The organism is Bacillus sp. FDAARGOS_235 (assembly GCF_002073415.2).
Classification (GTDB): Bacteria; Bacillota; Bacilli; order Bacillales; family Bacillaceae_G; genus Bacillus_A; species Bacillus_A toyonensis.
Genome location: NZ_CP020437.2, coordinates 3,899,087 through 3,911,794, shown reverse-complemented (window position 1 = coordinate 3,911,794; position 12,708 = coordinate 3,899,087). Strand labels below are relative to the sequence as shown.

At 36.9% G+C, this 12,708-nt stretch carries 10 protein-coding genes and 1 pseudogene; 4 read left to right on the top strand and 7 right to left on the bottom strand.

The window, feature by feature from the left end; genetic code table 11:
• Positions 1-97: 97 nt before the first annotated feature.
• On the top strand, positions 98-541 hold the full coding sequence (locus tag A6J74_RS22340; protein ID WP_002039655.1) for a hypothetical protein: 444 nt from the start codon (positions 98-100) through the stop codon (positions 539-541).
• A 33-nt stretch (positions 542-574) separates the two neighbouring features.
• On the opposite strand, the gene A6J74_RS22335 is transcribed toward A6J74_RS22340, so the two are convergent.
• The 5 genes and pseudogenes from A6J74_RS22335 to nadB all read right to left on the bottom strand — a co-directional run bounded on the left by A6J74_RS22335 (position 575) and on the right by nadB (position 7,153).
• Positions 575-1,222, bottom strand: a complete 648-nt coding sequence (locus A6J74_RS22335; RefSeq protein ID WP_001093525.1) for a YhcN/YlaJ family sporulation lipoprotein — start codon at positions 1,220-1,222, stop codon at positions 575-577.
• Between the two features lie 2,024 nt (positions 1,223-3,246).
• A pseudogene (safA, locus tag A6J74_RS30740) lies at positions 3,247-3,409 on the bottom strand (SafA/ExsA family spore coat assembly protein); the annotation flags it as partial.
• A gap of 224 nt (positions 3,410-3,633) precedes the next feature.
• Positions 3,634-4,740: a quinolinate synthase NadA gene (gene nadA / locus A6J74_RS22325; RefSeq protein WP_000025287.1), complete on the bottom strand. Its 1,107-nt coding sequence runs from the start codon at positions 4,738-4,740 to the stop codon at positions 3,634-3,636.
• A 30-nt stretch (positions 4,741-4,770) separates the two neighbouring features.
• Complete coding sequence (gene nadC / locus A6J74_RS22320) at positions 4,771-5,604, bottom strand: carboxylating nicotinate-nucleotide diphosphorylase (RefSeq protein ID WP_001092204.1); 834 nt, start codon at positions 5,602-5,604, stop codon at positions 4,771-4,773.
• Between the two features lie 19 nt (positions 5,605-5,623).
• Positions 5,624-7,153, bottom strand: a complete 1,530-nt coding sequence (nadB, locus tag A6J74_RS22315) for an L-aspartate oxidase (protein ID WP_001138523.1) — start codon at positions 7,151-7,153, stop codon at positions 5,624-5,626.
• A 155-nt stretch (positions 7,154-7,308) separates the two neighbouring features.
• Between nadB and A6J74_RS22310 the strand changes: the two genes are divergently transcribed.
• The 3 genes from A6J74_RS22310 to A6J74_RS22300 all read left to right on the top strand — a co-directional run bounded on the left by A6J74_RS22310 (position 7,309) and on the right by A6J74_RS22300 (position 9,720).
• Positions 7,309-8,451, top strand: a complete 1,143-nt coding sequence (locus A6J74_RS22310) for an IscS subfamily cysteine desulfurase (RefSeq protein ID WP_000973768.1) — start codon at positions 7,309-7,311, stop codon at positions 8,449-8,451.
• A complete protein-coding gene (locus A6J74_RS22305) occupies positions 8,451-8,993 on the top strand; it encodes a transcription repressor NadR (RefSeq protein WP_000812272.1) in 543 nt (180 codons plus the stop codon). The genes A6J74_RS22310 and A6J74_RS22305 overlap by 1 nt, the downstream gene beginning before the upstream one ends.
• Positions 8,994-9,072: 79 nt before the next feature.
• A complete protein-coding gene (locus A6J74_RS22300; RefSeq protein ID WP_000510706.1) occupies positions 9,073-9,720 on the top strand; it encodes an MOSC domain-containing protein in 648 nt (215 codons plus the stop codon).
• A gap of 110 nt (positions 9,721-9,830) precedes the next feature.
• Here A6J74_RS22300 and pheA read toward each other — a convergent pair whose 3' ends face one another.
• Positions 9,831-10,682: a prephenate dehydratase gene (gene pheA / locus A6J74_RS22295; protein WP_000621713.1), complete on the bottom strand. Its 852-nt coding sequence runs from the start codon at positions 10,680-10,682 to the stop codon at positions 9,831-9,833.
• A gap of 96 nt (positions 10,683-10,778) precedes the next feature.
• The gene (locus tag A6J74_RS22290) at positions 10,779-12,692 is read right to left on the bottom strand and encodes an ABC transporter permease (RefSeq protein ID WP_001026357.1); all 1,914 of its coding nucleotides are present in this window, start codon (positions 12,690-12,692) and stop codon (positions 10,779-10,781) included.
• Positions 12,693-12,708: the final 16 nt, after the last annotated feature.

The following is a 12,708-nucleotide window of genomic DNA, read 5'->3' as shown; positions in this document are numbered from 1 at the left end:
TCACCCAAACGAACTTTATGTAAATTATAAATTGATAAATGTAATATATATATATATATTACGATTAATGTAACAGCGAAATCATAATAAACAGGAGATGGATATTGTGAAAAAAATAAAGGATGAACGTCTCATTCTGAAAACATTAAAAAACATACGTATTGCCTTTCTTTTTCAATCACTTGGTATAATTGGCATTTTAGGCTATATCGGATTCACTGAAGGAATGGATCAAATTACGAAATCTCCATTATGGTTATTATTTATCCTTACAAGTATCGTACTTAGTTATTTACAGTTAAGCGTTTCTATCGATGTAGAAGAAGGCGAAAAGGATATAAAGTTAACTCCTTATTACAAAATTATTTTACGCTCTCTTATTGTAGGAACTATTATAGCCATTATTTATATCATTTTCAGTCCAGAAAGACCTCTGTTTGAAGCACTTCTAACAGGTAGTATTTTCTTCATATGCTTTTTAATTTCTTATTCCGTTAGTTATTTTATTAAAAAACGTCGTTTACAAGATAACGATGAATAAAGAGGAAGGGCAACCCCTTCCTCTTTTGTTTTTCTATCGCACTGTACCAGTTAAACCGTAACGAATGTCTCGGAACATATTTCCTATGTCACGATTAAAATCATTTGTAACTGTACCGTTACGTAGACGCGTACTCATTGCATCGACACGAGTAAACATATCATTTCTTACAGAAACATATACGTTTCTGTTTCCAACTTCATTTGAAACCGCTTGACGAATTTCGTTCGCCATCGCCGTTTCATTTGTCGCTGTGTTACGTGGTTTTACTGCAATCGCTACGTCGTTTCCATATACAACCGTAGACACGCGGTCTACGTTATTCATACGTTTCACACGATTTGTAATTCTTTCTGCAGTTTTACCATCATTGTTAATGTATGAATTGTTCATTGTAATATTACGAGTTGGATGCGGATTAGCAATTTGCCCGTTGTAATTTACATCACGGTAATAATTATTATATCCTGTATCGTTACGACCGTTTCTATATGTTACATAATCTGTATAACGATCGTTACGCGCTACATTATCACGATACTGATGTGTATCATTATAAGATGTACGCTCGTAATTGTAGTTACGTCCATCCATCGCATTGTTATCTTTTGGTGTACCACATGCAGCTAATGCACTGGTAACTAACAAAGAAGCAGCAATCACTTTTACTTTCGTATTCAATACAAAAACCCCCTCTGTTAGAATGAACTTCTCTTCTGAAAAGCTCCCTCTTATGATGAGTAACAGAGAAGGTTTTTACACTGTTAATATTTCACTGGGAATTTTCTAACACTTGATGTAAATCTTCCGTTTTCAAAACAATTCTACATACAAAAAAGGTGGGAATAATCCCACCTTTTTTTAAACTTCTTCTTCGTCCTCTTCTTCTGCGACTGGCTCTCCAAATACATTTGGTGGATCTGGTTGATAATACATCGTCCCTGGCTGTGGTGCATATGCAGACTGCGTTGGTTGATAATATAAAGGATTAGCGTATTGTGGTCCCCCAGGCTGCGGACTATATAACCTACTCTCTCCTCCGCATCCACAATCTTCCTCACCTTGTATGAGTGGCGGCATATTGTTATCCATTGGCATCATATTTGAATTTGGCATAGACGTATACTGTGGTCCAAAAGGTGCCCCTTGCTGATATGGCATATTGTAATATGGGTTTTGTTGTTGATAATATGGATTCGGCGGCATCATCGGCTGTTGATACGGCATTTGATATGGCATCATATTCGGTGGTTGATTGTTATCCATGATCGGCATCATATTTGGCATTTGATTGTTATCCATGATCGGCATCATATTCGGCATTTGATTGTTATCCATAATCGGCATCATATTCGGCATTTGGTTATTATCCATAATCGGCATCATATTCGGCATTTGATTGTTATCCATAATCGGCATCATATTCGGCATTTGGTTATTATCCATAATCGGCATCATATTCGGCATTTGGTTATTATCCATAATCGGCATCATATTCGGCATTTGATTGTTATCCATAATCGGCATCATATTCGGCATTTGGTTATTATCCATAATCGGCATCATATTCGGCATCATATTCGGCATTTGATTGTTATCCATAATCGGCATCATATTCGGCATTTGGTTATTATCCATTATTGGCATTATATTTGGTGGTTGGTTGTTATCCATTATTGGCATTATGTTTGGTGGTTGATCGTTATCCATTATTGGCATTATATTTGGTGGTTGATTGTTATCCATTATTGGCATTATATTTGGTGGTTGATTGTTATCCAGCATTGGCATTATATTTGGTACTTGAATATTTGGCGGTATGACTTGTGGGATAACCACATTTTCTTTCGATACATTTGGTGATACTATGCTTCCTACATTTTCTTTCTTCACTTGCGGCGATACTATATTCCCTACATTTTCTTTCTTTACTTGCGGCGACACTATGTTTCCTACATTTTCTTTTTTCACTTGCGGCGATACTATAATCCCTACATTTTCTTTCTTTACTTGCGGCGATACTATGTTTCCTACATTTTCTTTCTTTACTTGCGGCGATACTATGTTTCCTACATTTTCTTTCTTTACTTGCGGCGATACTATGTTTCCTACATTTTCTTTTTTTACTTGCGGTGATACTATATTATCCTTTTTCGTTTGCGGAGAAATGACGTTGTTAGGTTTCATTTTCGTAATTTGCGGAGCAATTAACTCGCTTCCTTTTTTAATTACATCTGAAATTTTATATTCTTTTTTCGTTTTTATTGGCGGTTGCGGCGGCTGTGGTAATACATTTATCGAAAACTTCGTATTTTCTTTTTCCGCTGGTTTTTGTTTTTCTATAACAGGTGGCTTTTGAATAACAGACGGTTTTTCAGCTGGTTTTTCTTTTTGAATTGGCTGTTCTTTTTGCACTTCTTTTTGTGGTTTCACCTGTACTTCTTTTTGTGGCTTCACTTGCATTTCCTTTTGTGGTTTTACTTGCACTTCTTTTTGTGGTTTTATCTGTACTTCTTTTTGCGGTTTTACTTGCACTTCTTTTTGTGTTTGTTGCATAGCGGGCTGCTGGGTAATTGGTGCCGATTGATACGTAACTTCTTCCTCATCTTCTATTCCAAGCGGCGTTGGTGTTGCTGCAAATTCTTTTTGTTGCACTTCTTTTACGTATTGCTTTGGAGGTGCTGATCCTGCTCCAGCTTGCTGTTTCACGTGGACGCCGTTTGATGGTACTTTAATTTTCATACCTGGCATGATTAAATCTGGATTACTAAGCTGTGTATTTGTTTTTTTCAGCGTGTCAAAATCCACTCCGTACTTTTTCGCAATTTTCCAAAGGGTATCCCCTTTTTGCACGATATGAATTTTCAAATTTTCCCCCTCCTGTATAACTTATCTATAAGTAACAAATCTCATGAAGTAACCCTTTCTAAATAACATTAACTTCTTTTCACTTTTATCACTTCTTCTATTTTCAATATAGTTGGAAGTGGAATAGGCATAAAAACCACAATGATTTCTTCAAAACAATGTATGCCCATTTCGCTCTCGTTATGATTATATGTATGAAAAAAAGCAACGGTATTCCCGTTGCTTTAAACACGCTCTAACATACGATTTAATGCGAGAACTGCTTCTTTCGTTACTTGTTTGTCTACGCCAATAACGTTAATCTCTTCTCCGCCTTCTATCGTTTCAAGCACCCATAGTAAGTGAGGGAGGTCAATTCGATTCATCGTTAAGCACGGACACATAAATGGATTAAGTGAAACAATTTCTTTATCTGGATGTTGCTGAATAATTCGGTTCACTAAATTCATTTCTGTACCAATTGCCCATTTACTTCCAACTGGAGCTGATTCAATCATATCAATAATGTATTTTGTTGAACCTGCATAGTCTGAAGCGGCTACAACTTCATAGCAACATTCTGGATGTACAATAATATTCATATCCGGATGATTTTTCCGCACACTTTCAATATTTTTCACTGTAAAGTTTTGATGAACTGAACAATGTCCTTTCCATAAAATCACTTGGATTTCTTCTATGTTTCCATCGTATTCTAATGAATCTGTATGTGGATCCCATACCGCCATTTTATCTAACGGAATACCTAAATCGTGCGCTGTATTTCTTCCTAAATGTTGGTCTGGTAAAAAGACAAGACGCTCTTTTTGTGTAAACGCCCAAGAAACCATTTGTTTTGCATTTGAAGAAGTTACTGTCGCTCCACCATTACGACCGCAAAACGCTTTAATTGCAGCTGTAGAATTTACATATGTTAACGGAATCATCGTATCTCCAAATAACTTCGTGAGCTCTTTCCACGCTCTTTCTGTTTGTTCAATATCTGCCATGTCCGCCATTGAACAACCTGCGCGCATATCTGGTAAGATGACAACTTGTTCATCTGTCGTTAACATATCTGCTGTTTCTGCCATAAAGTGCACACCACAAAACACAATGTATTTTGCTTCTTTATTACTCGCTGCAACTTGCGCAAGCTGAAGTGAGTCCCCTGCTGCATCAGAAAATTGTACAACTTCATCCTTTTGATAATGATGCCCTGGAATAAATAACGTTTTCCCCATTTTTTCTTTAATTTCACGAACACGCTTTTCCATATTTTCCATTGACATTGTGTAATAACGCTCTGGTAACATCGTTTCAATTGGCTGTACTTTTTCTAAAATACTCATATACCTTTCTCCCCCTCTAAGCCACTTTCCTTACGCTTCAATATTGAAACTAATATCAAGTGCTTTCACTGAATGTGTTAACAATCCAAGTGAAATATAATCTACCCCTGTTTTTCCATATTTCGATAAATCTTCAACTGTAATGCCACCTGACGCTTCCGTAACAATGGCGCTTGGCACAATCTTTGAAAACTCTCGAATTTCATCTGGCGTACGGTTATCAAACATAATAATATCCGCACCGGCTGCTACTGCCTCTCTCACTTGCTCCTCCGTTTCTGTTTCCACTTCTACTTTCACCATATGTCCTAATTTTTCTTTCACCGATGTAATAGCTTTTGTAATAGAACCAGCAAACGCAATATGATTGTCTTTAATCATGACACCGTCATATAAACCGAAGCGGTGGTTAAATCCACCTCCGCACACGACTGCATATTTATCAAACATACGTAGCCCAGGCATCGTTTTTCGCGTATCACAAATGCGAGTATGACTACTATCTAACGCAAGAACCGCTTTACGTGTCATCGTGGCTATCCCACTCATACGCTGAATAACGTTTAATATAACGCGCTCTGCTGTTAATAACGAGGCAATTGGACCTTGCACAGTTGCAATGATTTCGCCTTTTTCTACAAGATCCCCATCTTTTTTATGAAGCTCTACTTCAATTCTCTCATCAATTAATTTAAATCCTGATTCAATTACTAAACGTCCTGCAAAGACCCCTGTATCCTTCGCAAGAAACGCTCCTTTCGAAAGCAAGTTATCTGGAAAAATAAGCTGAGATGTTACATCTCTTTCCCCTATATCTTCTAAAAAAAATCGATTTAATGCTTCTTTAACTTTTATCGTGTTCATAAAGCCCCTCTTCCCCTCATCACACAATTTGTAGTTTTCTCTTTACTCGAACAATCTCTTTCTTTCCTATATTTCTATCTGGATAATCACTCCGGTAATGCCCGCCAATACTTTCTTCTCTTTGCAAGGCTGACACAACTATAAGCTCACAAACCGTTAACATATTAATAAGCGTTATCTCTTCATTCGTAAGAACATCATGTTGTAATATCATATTTCGAACACCATACTTACTAAGCCATCTCTTCGCATAAGATAAACTGTGCTCTGTTCGCACAATCCCAACATATTTCATCATGCATTTTTGTATTTCTTCTTTCGTCGGTAAATGATTCAGAACGATAAACTTTGCTTCCTTTTCGGCTAGCATGTTCACCTTTTCTTTTGTCTCTCTAGATAAAATGTGTCGTCCGATTCTTTTTCCAAACACAAGACCTTCTAATAATGAATTACTCGCTAATCTATTTGCACCATGAACCCCGTTACAAGCTACTTCACCGACTGCGTATAAGTTCAGAATAGACGTCTCTCCATCACAGTTCGTTTTCACGCCGCCCATGTGAAAATGAGTACCGGGCACGATCGGAATAAGTTTTTTATTTATATCGACTCCATTTGTTTTACATATCGATGACACGGTCGGAAAGCGTTGTTCAAAGTTTTGAATCATTTCGATGTTTAAGTACACTTTTTCACCCGCAAGTAGCTGTTCATGAATAGCCCTAGCCACTACATCACGCGGGGCTAGATCCTGTTCAGGATGTATCTCCATCATAAAACGCTGTCCTTTTCCATTTATAAGGACAGCTCCTTCTCCGCGAACAGCTTCGGACACGAGACCGGAACAACGCCCACCCGCGTATAACATCGTCGGATGAAATTGTATAAACTCTAAATCTACAAGTTCCCCACCTGCGCGGTACACCATTGCAAGTCCATCGCCTGTAATTGTCTCATCATTAGAAGTAAAGGCGTATAAACCGCCAATACCGCCTGAAGCTAACACCGTATAATCTGCATTGTAACGTTTCAGTTCTCCTTTATTGTTGCGAGTTAAAGCCCCAACACATTTATCTTTTTCTATAATAAAATCGAGCACCATTTCCTGTTCCACTACCGTAACGTATGGAGCTACTTCTTGAATAAGATGCTCTAATAAATTCTTTCCTGTTGCATCGCCACCTGCATGTAAAATACGACGTTTTCGATGCGCCCCTTCTTTTCCAAGATGAGGACCTGTTTCATCTCCATCAAATTTCATTCCTCTTTCAATAAGGTTATTAATTTCTTTCGGTCCTTCCTCGACTAAATAACGGACCACTTCTTCATTGTTATAATGACACCCTGCTACTAACGTATCTTCAAAATGATCATTAGGATTGTCATATGCCGCTACCGCTGCGGCAATTCCACCTTGAGCTAAATGTGTATTATTATTACGTTTCGTCTCCTTTGTGATAATAATCACATTCTTTTCGTGACAAATCTCTTTTGCAACACGAAGTGCCGCAACGCCACTTCCAATAATTAAGACATCTGCACTTGGCATAATTGTTGCCTCCTACTTTACACTTTTCAACTGTCTTGACACCTATATTTACATAGTTTTAAAATAATGACAAGAGTTTTTTTATAATTCTTATTTTCACTACTACCATTTAAAAAGTAAAAGAAATGTAACTCTTACTAGAGAGAGGAACTTACATGATGATATATCTTGACTATGCAGCTACTACACCTATGAGCGAGGAAGCGTTACAAACATATATGAAAGCAGCTTCGCAATACTTCGGAAATGAACAAAGTTTACATGATATTGGAGGAACGGCTTCTTCTTTATTACAAGTTTGCCGAAAAACATTTGCGGAAATGATTGGAGGCAAAGAACAAGGAGTATTTTTCACAAGCTGTGGATCGGAATCGAACTATCTTGCGATTCAATCACTTCTAAGTGCCCGAAATAAGAAGCATATTATTACGACACCTATGGAACATGCATCCATTCGAAGTTATTTTCAATCTCTAAAATCAAAAGGCTATACGATCACTGAAATTCCTGTTGATAAAAGCGGACTCATTTGTTTAGTAGATTTAGAGGCAGCTATTACAGAAGATACTGTGCTAGCAAGTATACAGCATGGTAACTCTGAAATTGGGACTGTTCAAAACATAGCAGAAATTGGGGCCCTTTTAAAAACATATAATATTTTATTTCATACGGATTGTGTGCAAACGTTTGGTAAACTGCCTATCCATGTTTTTGAGATGGGAATTGATAGTCTTTCTGTTTCAGCACACAAAATATACGGTCCAAAAGGTGTCGGCGCTTGCTATATAAATCCGCAAGTTCGCTGGGCACAAATATTCCCGGGAACTTCTCACGAAAAAGGATTTCGCCCAGGCACAGTGAACGTTCCTGGCATCGCATCTTTTTTAACAGCTGCTGAAAATATATTGAAAAATCAACAGGTAGAAAGTTTACGTTTTAAAGAGTTACGATCCTACTTTTTAGAGGAATTACAAACACTTCCGCTAGAAATTGAAGTAGAAGGTCATTCTACTTCTTGTTTACCACATATTATTGGGGTTACAATAAAAGGAATAGAAGGTCAATATACAATGCTAGAATGCAACCGCCGCGGTATTGCCATCTCGACCGGAAGTGCTTGCCAAGTTGGTAAACAAGAACCTTCGAAAACAATGCTTGCAATTGGAAGAACGTATGAAGAGGCTAAACAATATGTCCGCTTCTCTTTCGGACAACAAACAACGAAAGAACAAATTGATACTACTATTCATGCACTACACACAATTGGAAATCAATTTTATAGAGGTGTTAAATCATAATGAAACAAAATGAACAAAAAAAAATTTTAGGTGAAGAAAGACGACAACTTATCCTTCAGTGGCTGCTTGCTGCAAATGAACCGTTATCTGGAAACGAACTATCTAAGAAGACAAACGTAAGTAGACAAGTTATTGTGCAAGATATCTCCTTACTAAAAGCAAGAAACGAGCCAATTATCGCAACTGCTCAAGGCTATTTATATTTAAAACCACAGGAGAAGCAACAGGCTTTTGAACGCGTGATTGTATGCCAACATAAACCAGCAGAAGTACGTCAAGAACTTACAATGCTTGTTGATCATGGCGTTACGATTAAAGACGTAAAAGTTGAGCACCCTGTATACGGCGACTTAACAGCATCAATTATGGTAAGTAATCGATTTGATGTAGAGCAATATTTACAAAAAATCGAAAATACAAATGCTTCCTATCTTTCGCAACTAACAGATGGTATTCACTTACATACAATTGAAGCAGATTCTAAAGAAAAATTAGACGCTGCTTGCGAGGCTTTAGATAAAGCAGGATTTCTCGTTTATTAATGTAAAGCACAGAGTTTTTATAATTCTCTGTGCTTTTTTAATGCTATAATATTGTAATCAATCGTAAAGGAGATCGAATATGGGAATTGAACTCGTTCACTTTAGTACTGGTAAACCGAAACAAATGAAATATGGCGAAGATAAAGAAATGATAACAGGTATATGTAAAGATCCTACAGAAGAGGCCTTTCTCTCAAAAGACGGATTTCGTGGTGATGACGTAGCGGATTTAAAACATCACGGCGGTCCTGATCGCGCTGTTTGTGTGTACCCACACGAGCATTACGCACTATGGGAAGAGGAATTTCAAACTACGCTTCCAGCTTCCACATTTGGCGAAAACATTACCGTAACAAATATGTTAGAGCGTGATGTTTGCATCGGAGATACATATCAGCTTGGTGAAGCAATCATTCAAGTGACACAAGCAAGAGTACCTTGTAGCACTATTTCAAAACGCCTCGGTATTCCTGGCATACTGCCGCGCATTGTAGCAACTGGATTTACTGGCTACCTATGCCGCGTTCTTCAAGAAGGTACTGTACGTAAAGATTCTAAAATCACATTGCTAAAACGTCCATCAAACAATGTATCTGTTTTGTTTTCTAACGAAATTTATTTTCATAATAGAAAAAATAAAGATGGCATTGAAAAGATTCTTGCTGTTCCTGAACTAGCCAATATTTGGCGTGGTCAGTTAGAGGATCGTCTTGCTAAGTTAAAGTAAAGAATCCCACCTATAAATGGTGGGATTTTATTTATCTATCAGACGGTATATTATCGACTGAAATTATATCGATTTAACTACAAAATACGACAAATACTCTCCCTTACCCTTTACAACCAATAAGAAGAATAGCTCCCCAGCACAGTAACAGAAAAACCGAGCGCTTCAAGTTCCATCGTTACGCCTGGCAATAATACGTCATCGTATGCTTTATCGACATCGATTAAGAAAAAGTAATTTCCGAGTCCTGTTTTCATCGGGCGCGATTCGATTTTTGATAAATTTAATTTTCTCCATGCAAAAGCTGATAACACTTGATATAGTGCCCCTGCATAATCTGCAGGTAACGTTATCATAAGCGTCGTTTTCTCCCCGCGGTTTTCTCCGTTATTTGAGAGTATTACTTTCTTTTTCTTATGGAGCACTAGGAAGCGTGTATGATTGTTTTTATGCGTATGAATGTCACGTCTTACAATTGTTAATCCGTATTTTTCTGCGGCTGCTTCATTTGCAATGGCAGCGATTTTTTCTTCAGGATGTTCTTTCACATATTGTGCAGCAGCACTTGTTGATGTCATGTCTCGAACAGTTACCCCTTTTAATTCTTCATTTAAAAACTTATGACATTGTGCGATAGCATGCGGATGTGAATGCACTGCATATACTTCTCCCCACACTTCTGCATACTGCGGATGTACGAGTAAATGTTGCTGAATTGGTACTGTAATTTCTCCTACAATAGAAAGTGGTCGCTCATGCACGAGGTAATCGACCGTTATATTTACTGAACCTTCTATTGCGTTTTCTAACGGTACGACTGCGAAATCTACACTTTCATTTGCGGCTGCATCTATACAATCCGGAATCGTTCGATACGGTACATGCTCTGCTTCCGGAAAAAAACGACTCACCGCCATATTTGTAAATGTTGCTTCTGGTCCTAAATATCCTACTCGAATCATCGTCTTTTCCCCTCTTTTTCGTTTTCTTACTGTTATACCATACTTTTTTATATTCTTCTATGTAAATTTCGAATATTAAAAAAAGACTAGCATCCGCTAGTCTAAATGTTTCTTATATTCTCTTTGAGCGAAGAAGAAATAAACGATGCATGCAGCGATATAATACAGAATAAACAAGCCTACTTTTCCTAATGATCCATCCATAAAGAAAGTATTATGAAACGTATATAACGCAACTGCACTATGCATACTCCCTACTATAATTGGCGCAAAAAATAGCATACATAATTGCCAGCGAGAAATTTCCCATACTTCTTCCTTCGTCATTCCAAGTTTAGAGAGTGCACCATAATGCTTTCGGTCCGATGCAATATTATGAAACCATTTAAAATATACGATACTACATGAAGTAAGAAAGAATAATATACTAATGAATGAGCCTACAAATAGAGTAATATCGCCGCCTTCTTTCATATTTACATATAACTCCATATTACTTCGAAACGCATTATTATTATCTTGTTTCATATGTTTCCGTAAATCTTCATTTAATTTCTTCGTCTTTTCGATATTTGGTAATGTGTAGCCTCTATATATCATTTTTTCAGAATCGAGAACCTGATTTGCTATACTGTCAAAATCTTCATCATTCATAACGAAGAACAGACCATTAATGTACGAAGGGTGATAGTTAAATTGAACCCCTTCTTTCTGACCGTTAAATACGAATGAATATGGTTGACTCATTACTTGCAATTGAATCTCTTTTTGATTATATACATTCGAATTATTGTATTTATTATAATAAACGAGTGTCACTGTACCTTTTTTAGGACGATACATTTTCTTTTTTTGTTTCCTCGCTTCTTGGTTATATTCACTTTCCTTTATAAGCGGTGCTATTGTTGTTTCTCCTTTATTAGACCGAAAGGATGCATACACTCCAACAAAACTCATATATTGAAAATCATCATACCCGTATTGATTCAGTAATTTTTCAACCGCACCTTCCTCAAAGACTTCATGAGTAGAAATACCTTTTTCTATGTATGAAAACGAGTGTACCCCTCCAGTTCGCCACATATCTTGCATGCTAGAAAAATATAAGAACACCGTACCTGTTGCCGTAACTACAAACGTCGTTGCCATAGACATCAGAAAGAAAAAGCGACCATTTTCTTTCATTCGATGTGACAATTGGTTTACTATAAATAAATACGGATATGTATACATAATCTTTTTATTTCGTTTTATTATTTCTAATATTTGAGCAGTTCCGTGTGTAAAAGAAAAATAAGTTCCGAAAAAGACAAGTATAGACACAGGAAAAAAATAGAATGCTATCGTTGGCATCGTCGCTTGTAACGCTAACGCATATCCTATACCTAAACAAATAAAACCGAATATACAAAGCCACATTGATGTTTTCTTCTCTTTTTTATCTGTTCGAAATTCTTTCAATAACCGAATGATTTTTATATTCCATATGCGTAAAGCACTTATAAAAGATAAGACAATAAAAACGACCATATATGTAACAAACGTTACCCCAATTGCTCTCACATCAAATATGACAGGGAGTTCTTTCGGAAGGCCCAGTAACATACTAAATACCATAAAAAAGAGTTTCAAAAAGATCATACCAAGCCCAACCCCGAAAATATTCGCGAAAATCCCGATTAATATTTGCTCGGTCATTATCACTCCTATTACGTTAGACTTCGTCGCTCCCATTAACATATATAACCCTAATTCTTTCTTACGTGCCTCTATGAAAATAGAAGTAGAGTACAAAATAAATATGACGAAAAAAGAAATGACTATAACATTACATATAATAAGTCCCCAGCGTACGTTTTGATACCACATCGTCTCCTGCATATACGGATGTACAATGACAGACATGTATGCAAAAGACGCAAATATCGCAAAACAACTGCTTAAGAAAAACACTTTATAATTACGCCAATTTCCTTTTATATTTTGCAGCGCTAGTTGCCGAATGTTCATCTATCGTCCCCCTATA